The following is a 15,952-nucleotide window of genomic DNA, read 5'->3' as shown; positions in this document are numbered from 1 at the left end:
TACGAGAAGGCCGCCGATTGCCTGAGCAAGGATCGAGACACGCTACTGGCGTTCTACGACTTCCCGGCCGAGCACTGGAAACACTTGCGGACGACGGATGAGATGGACAAGCGATTTTTTTCAAGACCGAGATGACGATTGCAGAAATCGCGTACGTCCATTCTTTTGTTCGGCTGCGCCGCGGGCCATTCTTCCGTCCCGGCCATCGATCTCGCAGCCGCCGCGCGCAGGGGCGGTCAAGGCTGGCCGCATTTGCGGCCACCGCATGGCTTGGCCTTGAGCGGCCCGAGCACGACGGCACGCTGGCGCGGAACGGGACTGGGTTCCTGGCCTGGCTAGACCTTGCCGTCAGCCGCGACTATGGTTGTTGGGGGCGGGCGACCTCGTGGCAAAGCGTGACGCGTCGGCTGCAAACGTGACCGGACTGCCTATTTTGTCCTGCCCGACTGAGGCGCCTGCGCGCGGGTTTTGGCCGCCGCGCTTTCCATTGCGACACGAACTGTCAATCGGCCCTTTAATTGCGGTTTGTTGTCAAGCTACCATTCTTCCTCTCTCCAGTGACACGCCGGTAGCGATTGCTCCATCGGAGCTGATCAGGTTGCGGAGACGGAGCGATCGCGGATGGCGAGACGATTGCCTAGCGGGCTTGGCAATCGACGTCGTTGGCGGCTTCGTCGGGTTGGGTTGATGTCGTAGCTGGGGTCATGGTCCTTTCCGAGGTCGCGAGCGCCTGATGATGATGTCCGGATCGGGCGCCTCAACGTTTGCAGCGGAGTGCGGGCGAACCGCCACCAGCCGATTGACCGAGGTCACCACGACCACCGTCCCAGCGGGACATCGCCAGTCCGGCGGACCGGACCAGGAACTTGCGAGCAAATATCAGATTGGCTTCGGCTGGCCCCAGTCGAACGACGTGCCATCGACCCGGATGCAGTGGAGAATCACGGCGATCTTTCGGGCGATGGCGACCTTTGCCTTCTTTATGCCGATCCGCTTGGCGAGCTTCATGGCCCCAGGCCTTTAGGGAAGACCACTTTTTGGTTCGATAAAGAAGGACAGTGGCGGCCTCGAACAAGTAAGTTCGGAGAAGCCGGTCGCCCCATCGAGATATCTTTCCGTTGGTGTCGGTTTCGCCGGATTGGCTGCGCCTCGGCGTAAGGCCTAGGTAGGCGCCGACCGTCGAAGCCGATCGGAAGCGCGAGGGGTCATCGATCGTGTGGCGGAACGTTAGGGCCGTCACGACACCGACCCCCGGGACCGTCATCAGGCGACGCGTCGTGTCGTCCAGCTTTGCCAACCGGCGGACCTCTTACGTTGTTGTTGACAAACGTTCTCATGGATCGAGAGCAGCGGCGATATCACGCTGAGAAGCAAATGATCGACGCCCAAGAGTTCGCTGACCTGGTTGCGGAATTGTTGGCCGATCGCGCGAGGGAACAGCAATCCACATTCCTTGATCAAACTGCGAATCTGGTTCTCGATGTCTCGGCGCATGGACACTAGCCGAGATCTGGCGACAAGGATCGCTCGGATCTTCTGGCTTTCCTCACTTTTGACTTTTACCTCTCGATACCATCCAACCCGCACCAGTTCGGCAAGCCCTCGCGCATCATTCTGATCGCTCTTGTTCATTCGGACCGACAAAGCTGCGTGCGCATGCCGAGCGTCGATGCAGACCACGGGAAGCTCAACCCTGCGGAGTTCATGCCATAGCCAACTCGCCATCGCACCGGTCTCGAAGCCGATACGCTCGGCATGAGGCGCATGTTTGTTAAGCAGGTCAGTCAAGGCACCAGGATTAGACTTGGCTTTCCCTTCGAAGATTACTTGACCAGTCTCGTTGACAACGCACACAGCGGTTTCTCTCTGTGAGACGTCCAGCCCGACGTACTGCTTCATGGGTGAGCTCCTTCGAATCATTTAATTGCGAGGGCTCCACGATAACGGAGGTTGTCTGCCACGAGTGCCGACCGCAATTACGTCATCGTTTGCAAATTTTGACCCCTCGCCCTGACGCATATTCGATGATCGTGATTGTTTTTATGGCGCGCCAATCAGCCTTGCCTGAAGGAGATCGAGCTTAGCGCGCCCGTACATCTGCCGTTTGACCAGCTTGAGCTTAGTGATCTGCGCTTCCACTTGGCCATTGGACCATGGTTGCGTAATAGCGGCGTGCACCGCGGCCTTATCATTGGCGATTCCATTCGCGAACGAGGCAATGAGGCTCCGCTTGGATTCTTCAATCCAAGGTTCGAGCTCGATCTCGGCCTTCCTTCGGATCATCGCGTGGAAGCGGCCAACGAGAGCTTGGGCATCGGCCAGCATAGGAACGTTTTGTTCGATGACCGCAAGCGTGACGGTCTCCGCCCTGGTTAGGTGGTCGCGCTTCGTCGTCATCAGCTGCGCTATCGTCCTGGCGGCGGGGACCTTCTGCAATTGTTGATGGCTGATAGTCTCGGCACGCCGCCGTCGCGTCGTCCATTCCGCCACCACGCGCAGCGATCCCTTGAAGCCGTGTCCCTTCAAGCGGCGCCAGAGCTCGGCACCGTTGCGACAGCCGCCTGACCACTGCGCGTCCAGGAACGGCAGATGCCCGTCCAGGGTGCTTTGACGGGTGCGGAACATATCCGTACCGCCGCCGCGGCTAATTTGGCGAACCTGATTGCGACTATGTCCTGTGCGGCGGACGATCTCCTTGAGCGACACACCGTCGCTGACGAGAGCCGTAATTACGGCATGGCTGTCCTGGCGCCGCAGATAGCCCTGATAGCGCAGCTTTTCCGCACAGGTCAGCAATTCCGGGTCGATCGTCGTCGCTCCGATTGCGGTTCGGATTCTGTTCATGGAGCGGCGCACCGCATCAAGGAAGGGCGCGCTCGCATTTTCCATCAGATGCCAGCGGTCGGCGATTTGGATGGCGTTCGGCAGCGCCTTGGCTGCTGCCTCGCCGTATCCACCACCGCGATCTCGCGACACAATGTTGATCGCTGGGTGCTTCGATAGCCACGCCCGAACGGTCGCAGTTTCCCGGTCGGGCAGCAGGGTAACGATCCGCCGGCGCTCCAAATCGCACAGGATCGTCCCGTATCGATGGTTTCTCCGGAACGCCCAGTCATCGATGCCCACAACAAGCAATGGATCTGTCGGCATCGCCGCCCGCCGGCGGACCACCCGTAGCAAGGTATCGTTGCTAACGGGCAGCATGAGCCGCTTGGCGAAGCTTGCCGCCGGCCGGCCGCCCAGCGCCAACCCCAAGTGATGGAGATGTATTCCAGCCGTGCCGTCCGGCGCCGTCGAACCGGAACGATGTCTTCTCCAAACCGCTCTGAGAAGATCCGCCGGTGGCAATGCGGCACCTCACATGTGAAGCGCCGCGTGAGCAATCGGAGGCGCACCTTTCTGCCCGCTGATGGCAAATCGGCCACGTGCCGGATGTAACGGCTATGGATTCGGCGCGATGCTGTCGTGCACAAAGGGCACTGGGCCTCCGTAGCCTCTGACCGAACAGCCAGAATAACCGAATCCTCTGAATCACTTACGCCATCAAACACCAAACCACTCGGTACGAGCGATGAAATTCGAAAGCCTGTCCGCATGGCGCCGATTCTCCGTTGAAGAACCACAGTCGCCGGCGAACTTCATCAGAAATGATGGTGTGGAACGGCCCTTCGAACCGGCATCAAAAGTGCCTAACGTGGTCGCGCAGAGAGGCGCCACAAAGGAAGGACCGTTCCATGGAGAAGATTATCACACTGGGTTTGGATTTGGCCAAGTCGATCTTTCAAGTTCACGGCATCGCCGAAAACGGGAAAGTCTTGGTTCGTCGCACATTGCGGCGATCCCAGGTTCTGCCCTTCTTTCGGAGCCTACCAGCTTGCTTAGTAGGCATGGAGGCCTGTGCGAGTGCACATCACTGGGCACGCGAGATCGCGGCGCTGGGCCACTCTGTCCGCATCATGCCGCCAGCCTACGTGAAGCCTTACGTCAAACGAAACAAGACCGACGTGGCGGATGCTGAAGCCATTTGTGAGGCGGTCACCCGCCCGACAATGCGATTCGTGCCGGTGAAGACTGCCGAACAACAAGCAGCCAGCATGATTTTGCGAACGCGAGAGATGCTGATGAGGCAGCGCAGCCAGACTGCAAACGCCTTGCGTGCTCATATGGCCGAATTGGGCATTATCGCCGGAAAAGGCATGGCAAGCATCGCAAAACTCCTGGTACTTCTCCGGGATGAAAAGACAATAGGATCCCCGGCGCCGCCCGCTTTGCCCTGATCCAGTTCGCTGAACAGATTGAGCTGCTTACAACCCGCATAGAGAAGCTCGACAGAGAGATTTCGGTTGGCGTCAGACAGGACCCCGATGCCATGCGCCTGATGAGCATTCCGGGCGTCGGTCCTCTCATCGCCGCTACCGTTCGGACATCGGTCTCGGATCCTCGCGGTTTTGCGACTGCACAAGATTTTGCGGCTTGGACGGGGTTAACACCGAGGGCACAGTCGAGCGGCGGGAAAGAAAGGCTCGGGGCGATATCAAAGCGTGGAAATCGGCACCTACGGACGCTCTTGATCGTTGGTGCGACCTCAATCATCAAGCTGGCTAAACGAGGGTTGAAAGTCCCGCTCGGGATTCGGACCATGCTGCAAAGACGGCCGGTCAAGGTCGTAGTGGCGCTCGCCAATAAGATCGCGCGCACCATCTGGGCCTTGCTGGTCAGAGGCGGCGTCTATCAGGCGGCGGCTGCAATGCTGAAAACCTAATCTTAAGAGCTCTCCGGCGGAAGAAGAAGGCTGCCGAGGCGGCAAGGTGCAAATCTGGATGAACCCCGAATGACGACATTCCCGGTAGCAATCAGACCGCCTGACTCACTGCGCTTCGAGCGCGAGAAATTGATTGGGCGATTGCTTCCGCGGATATCATCGTGGCCAGCGGCCAGGCGCCGCTTCACAGGCCGAACATATGACCGCACCGTCATCCCTTGTTCAACAAGAGAAAGATCTTGCAGCCCGGGCCGTTCCACATACGAGTCAGAGCCAATATTGCAAGCCGAATGACAACGAACCGTTTGTAGCTTTGCTCCGCCTGGGCGGCAATCACCATCTCGCGGTCGCGTAGCGCCTTGATGTTGTAGGCATAGGCTGGTCCGCGGCGGCTACCTTTCTGCTGTGGATGTCCGGTTTGAAGTTGCATCGCGCGGGTCTTGTTGGCGACCAGCGGTGGCCGCCCCCACAGGTAATCCTCGCGCTTAGTCAGCAACTGCCAGCAGAGCACAGTGAGCTTGCGAGCCAGGGCCACCGCGGCGATCTGATGGCGGCGCGGGGCTCGGATGCCCACGAAAAAGCATGCAGTGGACCGGGCGCCTTGGCCGCTGCCCAGGCCGCCTCGAGCAGCATGGCGCGCGCATGACTGCGGCCGATCTTGCTGATACTGGCCGTGGTGGGCCGCTCCAGCCCGGACTGCCGCACCCGCGGGTTCAGCCCGAAATAGCTCACCAGCCTCTGCGGCTGTTGAACCGGCCGATGTCGCCGATCGCGGCTACGATCCTGACGGCGACCGCGAGATTGAAGCCGGTGATTGTCATCAACCTGTTGACCGCGGGATCGTCCATGGCATCCTGCGCGATCTCGCAGGGCCCAGGTCTTCCGACAACCGGTCAAGCTCACGGACGTGCCGATCGATCGCTGCGCGTTCATCGTCCGGCAACGGTTGGGCAGCCAACCACGCCCCGCGGGCGTTGAAAAGATCGGCATGCGGGCACATCGGGATCGGGTGCGCGTGGAGGATCGAATGCACCTCGTTCTTGAGCCGCGTGCGATGCCGCACGACCTGATAGCGCCGCGCCACCAGCCTGCGCTTGCGTTCGGTCTCCGCGTCAGGCGTCCAGATCTGCGGGCACCCGGCCGCCTGCAGACTGGCGAGTGTGCCAGCATCGATCTTTGTCGGTTCTGACGTGAGTCTGGACGATCGCCTTCACCTGCAGCGGATTGGCGATAATCACCTGCGAACCCGCGACGCCACCATGCTGTTGGCAGTCGCTTCATGCACCACCTCATCACTGGCCAGCAGGGCTTTGCAAAATCCCTCGAACGCTGTCCGTGTCATATCAACCCGGTCCGCATGTTGGAGCTTGCCGTACTCCCAAAACACCACCTCCCCGAAAGTTCGGCTGACGTCGACGCCAATCACCCGTCGCATTTGCACCTCCTGCTTGATATGACGGGAGCTGCGGGCGACACGACAACTACGGATTCGCGCTCCCAGCGCAACCGGACGAGTCGCAGAGTCGGCCAGCTACTAACTCGAGCTGGGCTCATCGTATGCATCGGCTTGCCCGCACATCGTGGTCCCGGCGCCGCCTCTGTCCCGATGGTCGCACCATACGCCACGATGCAGAACACCGCAGCGGAATCTTGGCACCGAAAAATCTCATACCAGCTACCAATCCCATTGAAAGCGCCTTCGGTACCGTGCGCCACCGCACCATTCGATCGAAGGGCAGCCTGCCCAATAGGACGGCGCTCGCGATGCTCTTCGAGCTGGTCGAGGCCGCGCAGAAAAGCTGGCGCCGTATCGAGGGCTACAACAGTTGCCAAAACTGGCTGTCGGTGTGACATTCAACGATGGGATCGAGGTCATCGCCAAGCCGACCGACCGTCAGCCCATAACCGCCGCCGCCTGACCGGCTCCGGCCATCACCAAAATTTGGCTATAGCTCTCGCAAATCCGTCCATCACACAGTGTCGTGCATGGTCAGAGGATGATTATGGGGTAAGCGCGTCAACTTTGAACATGAATACGAGTGTCGCTAGTTGGGTCTGCTGGCGCATGGCAGCGCGAATGCGTGGCTTGGACATTCTGAAGCAAAGCGACGCCTTCGTATACAGGATCGCCAGACGTCCTCAGGGCCTGACTCAGAGAGGCGGACACAGGCTCTAGCCAGGCGCGAGTTAGGGCCCTTAAATGTGCGGCGAGCAGGGCCGGCATGGCTTTGGCGCTTCGTCGAAGCATCCGCGATTATCTGGGAGTGCATCCGGCTAGGCTTTGCATGACGCTTCCTTGGGTCAGCTTACGCGCCCGGGGCGGTTAAAGCTTCATCTTCTGCCGACAATGCGCAGAATTGCGGCCTGTAACAGGCCACATTGGTCAATTCCCGATCTCTCAGCAGAATGCAAGTTTGCGGATGATATCGTCGAGCCCGGATCGGGAACAGGTCGAGCTTCCAACGACAGGAGAAGGTGCATTGATTTCCGAGGTGTTCATCACCTGTGCGGCTGAGGTAAGTGCACGGCGCGATACTGCTCAAAAAACGTTTCGGTTTACTCGAGTAACAAGGACGAGTTGGTGATGACACCCTCCACATCTTTCGACAGCAGCGCCGTCACTGTCTTGGTCCATGGTTCCGAGGTTGCTCGCCTCGCCCGTGAACGCTTTCCCGGCTTGCGCATCTTGAGCGCCAAGGATACTGCGTCGCTAGAATCCCAAGTGGGGGATGCGGATGTTATTGTGGGCTCCGGCATCGATTTTCCTCCTCAAGTCTTGGACAAGGCCCGTCGGCTACGCTGGTTCTAGTCGACCTCCGCAGGCATCGACGCGATTTTGCCGACTTGCAACCGTATCCGCGATCTCATGGTCACCAATGCTCGGGGTGTCCATGGTGATTCCATCGCAGATTTTGTAATGACGGGCATTGGTATGATGCATTGGGACTTCCCACGCTTCATGCAAGAGCAGTCTCGCAAGGAATGGCACACGCGACCGGTGCCGCCGATTTCGCAGAAAACGCTCGGCGTCGTCGGGCTTGGCTCGATCGGGGCCGCCATCGCACGCCGCGGCAAGGGCGCGGGGATGACAGTGCTCGGCACGAAGCGCACCGGCTCCGCGATAGCAATGCAGTGTATCCATGTTAAGCCTAAGGGACCGAACCGAACCGTAGACTGGCAGATCACACCGTTATTCCCTCCAAACGGAGATGCTCAATGAGGATTCAGATTTCCGAAGTCGATAATGCGCACCATGGCGGGATCCACACGCTCCGCCACAAAAGACTACAAGCCTTAGTAGGTTCGCTGTTGGTCTTTTATTAGGTAAGTGACCTAAGCCATTCCACGAGATGCGCGTTACACACCATAAGTCCCCGCCCGGAGCGGGTGCATGCCCTGGCCCCGGTGTGATCCGCCCTCTACGTAGTCTGGAAGAAGCGTGGTTGGTCGATGAAAAACTGAGTTGCGGAGGAGAACGCCATGGAGATTCGCGAGCCGCCACACTGTTCTCCAGCTCTCGAGCCCCCGAGAATTAAGCCCGGCTGGGGGAGCGATGTCTTGCATATGGCGGTCCATTCGTACCGTGCGCGCCTTTTCAGTGCGCATCGCCATCGCTCTACGCACTCGGAGCCCACTGCATGCCGTGATAAACTTGCTTTGATCAAATCAACAGCCGGCAGTGTGTCGTCGTGACTTGCCGCGCCGACTCCGGTTGAAGAACACCTCTCGCCAACAATCGCTGTCTCGCTGAAGGCAGTGCCAACTCGCAGATGGGCTCCTAGGATGAATACCGATGCCTTCGTCGCTTATGAGTCTAACGTCCGTCGCTATGGACGGTCGTTTCCAACGGTTTTCACAAAGGCCCTCGGGGCAACACTCCACGATGAGGCGGGTAAAACTTATATCGATTTCCTTGTGGGGTCCGGTGCACTCAACTATGGACACAACAATCCAAACATTATCGCGCCAGCAATTGAATATCTTGCCGGCGGAAATATTCTTTTGTCGCTTGATATGTATACAGCGGCGAAGCGTGAATTCATTGAAGTATTTGTCGCTACTATCCTGAAACCCAGGGGCCTTTCTTACAAGATACAGTTTCCAGGGCCGACCGGGACAAGCGCTAACGAAGCGGCGCTGGCCCTGGCGCGAAAATATACGGGCCGCTCGAGTATCATGGCTTTTACGAATGCGTTCCATGGCATGTCGCTCGGATCCCTGGCAGTATCAGGTTCGGCGTCGACGAGGGAGTTGGGTGGAGTGGCTCGGCACGATGTGATCCGCGTCCCTTACGACGGCTATCCAAACCAAGCATTTGATTCCGCAAGTTACATCGACTACGTGCTGGGCGACCCAGGGAGCGGCATAGAAAAGCCGGCCGCGATCATTCTGGAGACCATCCAGGCAGAAGGCGGCATGAACACCGCATCCGCAGCTTGGCTCGCACAAATTCAACGGAGTTGTCGCAAGCACGGCGTCCTTTTGATCGTCGACGACATTCAGGCAGGTGCTGGGCGAACGGGCGATTTTTTCTCGTTTGAGTTTGCGAAAATCGAACCCGACATCGTGTGTCTTTCCAAATCTCTGAGCGGGTCTGGTAATCCCCTCTCCATTGTTTTGATTCGTCCCGAAATAGACATATGGAGCCCGGGAGAACACAGCGGAACTTTCCGAGGCAACAATGTCGCCTTCGTGACGGCGGCGGCCATGTGCAAAATGTGGTCCGACAGGCTGTTTACTGCAAGCGTCAAGCGGACAACCCTGAAGCTGCAAACACACCTGGATGGCTTGGTTGAAAAATTTCCAAAAGTCGTTGAACAAAAGCGTGGCCGTGGGCTGATGACTGGCCTCAAGTTCCGTTCACAGGACGTCGTCGGCCGTGTGCACGATATCGCGTTCGAGAACGGCCTGCTGATCGAATCTTCCGGACCTAATCGCGACGTCATCAAAGTCCTCCCGCCGATAACAATCACCGATGGCGAACTCGATCGCGCTATCGCCATTCTCAATAACGCACTACAGGAGCAAGCCAATGATGACTGCAGAAGTATCTAAAGGGCCAGCGATCTCGCCTCTTACGATGAAAGAACGGACCGGCTCAATCAGCACCGCTGATATTATCTCGGTCCTAAAAGGTGAGGTCACCAGCCTGCACATTAGACAAGGTTTCAGTATCGAGGTAGCCGACGCAATCACCGCGAACTTTGCCCGCAATGCCGGCCTAAAGGAGCGGAAAGATGGCGTTCCCGGACAATATGTCGGCGCATCCCACTACAGGAAGGATGCAGTTGGCTATTTTGCGGACGCGGCAAACGCGCGACCGTTCGTCGGAGCCCTTTTTGGCAGTTTGGTCGATCCGGTCCGCGGATTATTCGACGCATTGAAGCGTGAGCTTCACGATCAGGGCACCGAATTGCGGTTGGCCCGTTCGGCGCACGGTGAGGCCAATATTTGTCGCGCTCTCTGTTGGTCCGGCACGGGCATGTACACGTTGGAACCTCACGACGACGTCGCTCAGGTCCTTTGTGCCGCAAACGAGGAACTTCCAGCGGTGGCCCACAACACCGTCGTAGCGCTCAACTTCTATCCCAGCATGCCCCAAGAAGGGGGCAATCTCCGGATCTGGCGCCATAAGCCGACAGTCGCTGATCGAAAGTCTCAGGGCTTGGAAACAACAGGATACCCCTACTCGGCCGGCTATCTTGAGGCCGTTCCTTATCAGGACATCGAGCTAAAGGCAGGAGATATCGCCTTGATCGACGGCGGTTTCGTTCATGGGGTCACCCAACAATCGGGCAGCGGAAAGCGTCGCCTTCTGCTGAACTGCTTCTTAGGATTTGCGCGACCGGATCTTGTACTCTGGTGGACCTAAAGGTGGCATCGCATCAGCTAACTGCGAGCTTTGAATAGTGGGCCATCCGGACCCGGTTGGGAAACTGAAGTTGTCGAAGTTTCAGCAAACCTCGAGAGGAGCCGGATGAACATCCATGAGAGCTGTCAAGCTTACGCCGTCGGTCGGGAGCAGGTTGTTTGGCTGATGCGGAGCGGCCGACGCGCGAGGCCGCCGCCGCACACGCCCCGGCCGTCTGGTCGCAGAGCGCACGGAAGTGGATTGACAGTTATCGCCGAGTCCTTGCGAACTAGCTTCTCTATTCATGCTGCTATGCAGAGCATGCGGCGGGCGGCCTGCGCGGACTCCAGGGCACGCGCCGCCGCTTCTCTTCACCGCGATCGGTGCCGGCTTCTGGGCTTTTCGCTCAACTACGTCCGTTTGAAGATAGGCCTCGGCGCTAGCTGGATTGGCTTCTCAATCGGAACGACCTCTACCGTGTGCTCTTGGTTGGAAACCAGCGGCTTGCAACAGCTTGCACTCCGGTGGGTTGACGCTGCACGTGGGCACGCAACTGCATACGAACAATCGGTTTCTCGGGAGACAATAGCCATGGCGGACGTATTCGGTAAATACGATTTTCCCCTCGATCCAGAGCAAGAAAGGCGCGCCCATCGTCTGCATGGGGCGGCAATTATCGTAGACACAACACATCAGGGTCCCTGTGGGAAACGATCTTTCACTCCTGAAATGATCAACATTCTAAAAACGAAATATTCTGCGCATCGCGATTCTTCGCGAGCACTCAGCGAAACTTGGGCCATGCCCACCTGGTTCGCGCTTAGAGGGGAATTGCCAGATCTTGAGCAGAGTTGGCGAGATTCCGGATTGACCGTTACTAATAAGGAACTCTCTGGTACGGACTGTACCTCCGTGCTCGCTTCATTTTCATTTCTGCAGAGGCAATTTGATTACTTCCCCTGGCTAAGAAAAATCCTGGTTGCAAACGACTTTGCCAAGATGAAGAAGGAGCAGTTGCTTGGGTCCTTCATCAGCAGTCAAAGCTCCGAGGCCCTGGAAAGAGACATTTGTCGTCTGGATGCGTATCACGGCATGGGTATGCGAATGCTGCAGTTGACCTACAATTCTGTTAACTACATCGGTGGAGGCTGCACCGACCGCACGGACTGCGGAGTAACTTCATTCGGAAAGTCCTTCATCGATCGTATGAATGGCATCGGTATCATCGTTGATATTAGCCACTGCGGGCGATCGACGACTGTAGATGCATGCAAGATTTCCTCAAAGCCCGTCGTGGCATCCCACACAGGTTGCTTTTCCATATACGAAGCGGCCCGGAACAAGACGGATGATGAAATAAAACACATTGCCGAAAAGGGCGGATACATCGGGATATACTGCTTGCCCAATTTTTTGACACACGCAGACCAGCCGAGCATCGAGCATGTGCTTGATCATATCGATCATGTATCAAACCTCGTTGGCTGGCAGCATGTCGGCATTGGATCAGACTTTCCGTTTGCTGCGCCGGAGGAGTTGGGGAATGCCCTCTTAGCTGAGCATCTATTAGCATCGGGTTTCGGACCCGAGGACGGTTTCGCGAACCCCAAAACGGTGACCGGTTTCGATGACTATCGCGATTTTCCAAATATAACGCGCGGTCTGGTCTCGCGCGGCTATAGTGATGTGCAAATTTCGGGCATTCTCGGTGCCAATTTCATTCGTGTCTTCCAGGACGTGTGTGGATAAGGGGCATAGGGCGGTGTCGAAACCGACTTTTCAGGGCGCTGGCAGCCGAAGAAACCAAAAGAGTAGAAGGCGCTCCGCGCGATGATGACCGTGTCGGCCCAGACCGCCTCCATCAGTATGCCGGAAATATTAGCTGCGGCAATGCTGTCGCGCGGGCGCTAAACCGAGGGCTGCGTCGAGCGGATGAGGCATGTTGGCCAGCTTGTTTGATTTGGGTAACAGCTAGCGTTTTGGCCTTGCCATTCCGAACATTGTGTCTTCGATGGCACTGGAGTGAAAAGTTCATGGAAAATCAGTCACACGAAAACGATGATGACCCAACCCCGCGGGATGGCGGCTATGATATCGTCGGTTCGATCAGAACCAACGTCGCTGATGAGTTTACGATAGTGGCAGTCGGCGATGTCATTGCGTCGCGATCTCTCACGAAAACCCAAGATGTTAGCTTCGGGGAGATCATCAAGATCCTTCAGGACGCCGATGTCACCTTTGGCAATATGGAAAGCCTCATTCTGGACATTCGAACGTTCGATGGAAGCCCTCAAGCTGAGTATGGCGGCGCCTATCACATTAGTTTGCCAGCGGTCGGACCTGACCTGAAGGCGATGGGATTCAAGATCATGGGCCGCGCGAACAACCATTCGCTTGACTGGGGAGTTGCGGGGATGCGCGAGACGAGCCGAGCGCTCGATCAGAATGGAATAATCCATGCAGGTGTCGGCGAAAATCTCGCCCAAGCCGGCGCTGCTCGCTTTCTCGAGACGCCACGCGGTCGGGTGGCGTTGCTGTCGTTTGCTTCAACATTCACGCCGATGTCGCGTGCGTGCAATCCCGCGGGGGAAGCCCCAGGGAGACCCGGGCTCAATGCCCTTCGGTTGGCTCGAAGTATCGTAGTTCCGGCGGATATGCTCGAGAGCTTGAGACGGGTACGTGATGCGCTGCCCGATCCCAGGGCCCACCGAGGAGATCCAAATCTAGTCGTGCTTGCCGGAACGTCATACGAAGCTGGAGAGGATGTCTGTTACCGCTACGTACCCCACCCAGGCGACGTCGCCGATATTCTCCGAAACCTTCGTCAGGGCAAACAATTTGCTGACTTCTGCATCGTCACAAACCACGGTCACGAGCCTGGTAGTTGGAGCCAGGAACCGCCCGATTACGAAAGGTCTTTTGCGCAGAGTCTAATTGATGCTGGAGCGGACGCTTATGTCGGACACGGACCACACCAGTTGCGAGGCATCGAGATCTACAAGGGAAGGCCGATCTTTTACAGCCTAGGGAATTTCATCTACGACGACCTTCGAACCCCCGTGGGAGCTGACATGTTCGCGGTGTACGATAAGGATCCAAGGATCGCTACGGACGCCGAGGTTACGGTCGACGAGGAAGCAAAGGGATATCCGACGGCAGCAGGATTCATAGGTGCGCTCTCCGCCCCAATCTATTATGAGAGCATCGTCACGGTTGCCCAATTTGAAAAGAATCAGCTTGCCGAATTGCGACTTTATCCTATTGAACTCGGTTATTCAAAGAGGTTCGCCGATAGGGGCATTCCTCGACTCGCTGCTACGCCCCAGGCGAAAGCCATTCTGGAGCGCCTACAGAGGCTCTCAAAACCATTTGGGACACAGATCGTGATTGAAAAGGGGATTGGTTTCATCAGCCTGCGGCCCAGATCACCCTAGCCGGCATGAGCTATAAAAATCGGGGTGCAGACCACGATGAGCAGCAATATTGCAGCCGCTTCCTCGCTAACCTTCAGCGCGGGGCCAAATCGCTGCCTCGTGTTGCAGGCCATTCCAGGCAACTACAATCCGGGTGTTTCTTGGAAGCCGCAGCTTTACCTCGCGAAAGACGCGATATGAAGTTCGGCTTCATGGCGAAGCACGGACGATCTGACTGAAGGCATGGCTATTCGATGCGCTGGGGGTTTCGCGGTTGGGATTACTGCCTGACTGAACCGCTCTTCTAGCGCCGCATCCCTCAATTGCGGGGAGTTCGGCGGTAGGGCGAAAGCCAGCTTCGTGCCAGCGACCGTATGGCGCGCGTCGGGATGGTGCCCGCGAACCTGCTGGATCGGCAGTTCGCTGCCGAGTGCGCATTTCGCTGATGGTGAGCGGCGATTTCACGCGATGGTGAGCAGGTATTTCGCGCGATCGTGAGCGGCCGCCTTGACCGACATGGTGATTGGTTCAGGGGTTTGAGTTTGCGTCAAGAGTTTGGTTGCGGGCGTTCTTCTTTCGCATGCTTTCTCCGGTGAGTTGAAGGCGGTGAGCGTTGTGAACGAGGCGATCCAGGATGGCGTCGCCGAGGGTTGGGTCGCCGATAATTTCGTGCCAATGCTCGACGGGGACCTGACTGGTGACGATGGTGGAGGCGCGACCGTGGCGATCATCGAGGATCTCCAGAAGGTCGCGCCGTTCGGGCGGATTGAGAACCGACAAGCCCCAGTCGTCGAGGATCAGGAGTTGAACGCGGCCGAGGGTTTTGAGCATGCGGCCATATCGGCCGTCGCCGCGAGCGAGGGCGAGTGCCTCGAACAGGCGCGGGACGCGTTGATACTGGACCGAACGATTGTCGCGGCAGGCCTTGTGGCCGAGGGCGCAGGCAATCCAGCTTTTGCCGAGCCCGGTTGCCCCCGTGATGAGCAGGTTCTCGTTGCGGTCGATCCAGTCGCCGCCGATAAGTCTGGCGAAGACGCTGCGGTCGATGCCGCGTGGCGTGCGCCAATCGAGGTCTTCCACGCATGCGCTCTGGCGCAGCGCGGCGAACTTGAGGCGGGTGGTGAGACGTTTGGTGTCGCGCTCGGCGGCTTCGCGATCGACCAGCAGTCCGACGCGCTCCTCGAACGACAGGGCATCGAGATCCGGTGAACGTCGCTGCTCCTCCAGGGCTTTGGCCATTCCGGTCAAGCCGAGCGTGATCAGCCGTTCGTGGGTGGGATGTGTCAGCATTGAGGTCTCCATGGTTCAGTGGAAATAGCCCTGACCGCGGATGTTGCCGTGGCGCAGGGGCTGGTGGTCGGACGTCTCGTCAAGGAAAGCGCGATCGAGGCCACTCTTGAGGATCGAACGGATCGAGGCGACGGAGCGAGCCTTGATCAGGATGCCCCGTCGGCAGGCCGCATCGACGCGCGCATTGTCGTAGCTCCTGGCCAGCGACAGGATGCCGAGGCAGGTGCGAAAGCCTTGCTCTGGATGCGGCCGGGCCTCGATGACGACCTGGAAGAACGCCGCGGTCGATGGACCGATCTTCTCGCCGGCGGCGATCAGCCCTGCGGGCGTCCACTTGCCGTAGCGGCGGTGCGCGCTCGGCATATGATCGGCGATCGTGGTATGGCCGCGCCGGTTGGGCGCACGGGCGTGACTGGCGATCCTCTGGCCCTTGTGGAAGATCTCGACGGTCTTGCCGGCGACGCGGACATCGACGAGTTCACGGATCAGGCGGTAAGGGGTGGAATACCAATGGCCGTCGATCTCGACGTGATAATCGGGGGCGACCCGGCAGCGCTTCCAGCGTGCAAAGACATAAGGCTGGTCCGGCAGCGCCCCCAGCTTCGGACGGTCGATCTCGGCGAATAGTTCGGCCCG

General features: G+C 58.2%; 7 protein-coding genes and 5 pseudogenes. 7 read left to right on the top strand and 5 right to left on the bottom strand.

The features are described 5' to 3' along the window. Positions 1-879: 879 nt before the first annotated feature. Positions 880-1,899 (bottom strand): annotated as a pseudogene (locus ABIB00_RS37770) (IS110 family RNA-guided transposase). A 141-nt stretch (positions 1,900-2,040) separates the two neighbouring features. After that, positions 2,041-3,596: pseudogene (locus tag ABIB00_RS37765) on the bottom strand (ISL3 family transposase). A 138-nt stretch (positions 3,597-3,734) separates the two neighbouring features. Between ABIB00_RS37765 and ABIB00_RS37760 the strand changes: the two are divergent. Beyond that, positions 3,735-4,762, top strand: a pseudogene (locus ABIB00_RS37760) (IS110 family RNA-guided transposase). 211 nt (positions 4,763-4,973) lie between these two features. Here the strand turns inward: ABIB00_RS37760 and ABIB00_RS39270 are convergent. Next, a pseudogene (locus tag ABIB00_RS39270) lies at positions 4,974-6,197 on the bottom strand (IS110 family RNA-guided transposase). Positions 6,198-6,439: 242 nt separating this feature from the next. On the opposite strand from ABIB00_RS39270, the pseudogene ABIB00_RS37735 reads away from it, so the two are divergent. The 6 genes and pseudogenes from ABIB00_RS37735 to ABIB00_RS37710 all read left to right on the top strand — a co-directional run. Beyond that, positions 6,440-6,681, top strand: a pseudogene (locus ABIB00_RS37735) (IS256 family transposase); the annotation flags it as partial. 947 nt (positions 6,682-7,628) lie between these two features. Continuing rightward, positions 7,629-7,982, top strand: coding sequence for an NAD(P)-dependent oxidoreductase (locus tag ABIB00_RS37730; protein WP_354107861.1), 354 nt, complete (start codon positions 7,629-7,631; stop codon positions 7,980-7,982). A gap of 563 nt (positions 7,983-8,545) precedes the next feature. Beyond that, positions 8,546-9,817, top strand: a complete 1,272-nt coding sequence (ectB, locus tag ABIB00_RS37725; protein WP_354107860.1) for a diaminobutyrate--2-oxoglutarate transaminase — start codon at positions 8,546-8,548, stop codon at positions 9,815-9,817. Continuing rightward, a complete protein-coding gene (locus tag ABIB00_RS37720; protein WP_354107859.1) occupies positions 9,795-10,634 on the top strand; it encodes a 2OG-Fe(II)-dependent halogenase WelO5 family protein in 840 nt (279 codons plus the stop codon). The genes ectB and ABIB00_RS37720 overlap by 23 nt, the downstream gene beginning before the upstream one ends. Before the next feature lie 570 nt (positions 10,635-11,204). Then, positions 11,205-12,362, top strand: a complete 1,158-nt coding sequence (locus tag ABIB00_RS37715) for a dipeptidase (protein ID WP_354107858.1) — start codon at positions 11,205-11,207, stop codon at positions 12,360-12,362. A 284-nt stretch (positions 12,363-12,646) separates the two neighbouring features. Then, positions 12,647-14,047: a CapA family protein gene (locus ABIB00_RS37710; protein WP_354107857.1), complete on the top strand. Its 1,401-nt coding sequence runs from the start codon at positions 12,647-12,649 to the stop codon at positions 14,045-14,047. A gap of 507 nt (positions 14,048-14,554) precedes the next feature. On the opposite strand, the gene istB is transcribed toward ABIB00_RS37710, so the two are convergent. Both istB and ABIB00_RS37700 read right to left on the bottom strand, forming a co-directional pair. Then, positions 14,555-15,316: an IS21-like element helper ATPase IstB gene (gene istB, locus ABIB00_RS37705; RefSeq protein WP_354107856.1), complete on the bottom strand. Its 762-nt coding sequence runs from the start codon at positions 15,314-15,316 to the stop codon at positions 14,555-14,557. Positions 15,317-15,331: 15 nt separating this feature from the next. Then, positions 15,332-15,952, bottom strand: a 621-nt coding sequence (locus tag ABIB00_RS37700; RefSeq protein ID WP_354107855.1) for a Mu transposase domain-containing protein, incomplete at its 5' end; no start/stop codon positions are given.

Source organism: Bradyrhizobium sp. LB14.3 (genome assembly GCF_040547985.1).
Classification (GTDB): domain Bacteria; phylum Pseudomonadota; class Alphaproteobacteria; order Rhizobiales; family Xanthobacteraceae; genus Bradyrhizobium.
Note: the sequence above shows the minus strand (reverse complement) of the source record. Positions and strands in the feature narration are given on the sequence as shown.

Coding starts and splice junctions, on each gene's coding strand:
- ABIB00_RS37730 (WP_354107861.1), top strand. CDS start 7,629: ATGGTCACCAATGCTCGGGGTGTCCATGGTGATTCCATCGCAGATTTT.
- ectB (WP_354107860.1), top strand. CDS start 8,546: ATGAATACCGATGCCTTCGTCGCTTATGAGTCTAACGTCCGTCGCTAT.
- ABIB00_RS37720 (WP_354107859.1), top strand. CDS start 9,795: ATGATGACTGCAGAAGTATCTAAAGGGCCAGCGATCTCGCCTCTTACG.
- ABIB00_RS37715 (WP_354107858.1), top strand. CDS start 11,205: ATGGCGGACGTATTCGGTAAATACGATTTTCCCCTCGATCCAGAGCAA.
- ABIB00_RS37710 (WP_354107857.1), top strand. CDS start 12,647: ATGGAAAATCAGTCACACGAAAACGATGATGACCCAACCCCGCGGGAT.
- istB (WP_354107856.1), bottom strand. CDS start 15,316: ATGCTGACACATCCCACCCACGAACGGCTGATCACGCTCGGCTTGACC.